Genomic DNA, 351 nt, shown 5'->3' with positions numbered 1-351 from the left:
GGGTTGTCGACGCTCGACAATCATGAGGAGGCACGCCGCCAGGCCGCCGTCGCCGACCGGCTGATCATGAGCAAGAAGCGGTTGGCGAGTGCGGAGCAGATTGCCGCGCTGGCATCGCGGCTCCGGCGGCTCAATCCATTGGCCGAGGTGATCGACGGCGATTCCGAGCGCGCCAGCGCGTTCGCCACGCTGTCGGCCGGGCTCTACGACCCCGCGACCAAGATCGCCGATGTGCAGCGGTGGCTGCATGATGAAGCCGAACACGATCATCATCACRACCATGATCATGCGGGGCATGACCACCATCATCACCATCACGACGATATCGACTCCTTCAGCATCGTGCATGAC

Annotated in this window: 1 pseudogene; it reads left to right on the top strand. The window is 63.4% G+C overall.

Annotation, left to right across the window (positions count from 1 at the left end):
- Window positions 1–351 (top strand): annotated as a pseudogene (locus AC1D0P_RS32840) (GTP-binding protein); the annotation flags it as partial.

Source organism: Polaromonas sp. P1_G2 (assembly GCF_056405515.1).
Note: the sequence above shows the minus strand (reverse complement) of the source record. Positions and strands in the feature narration are given on the sequence as shown.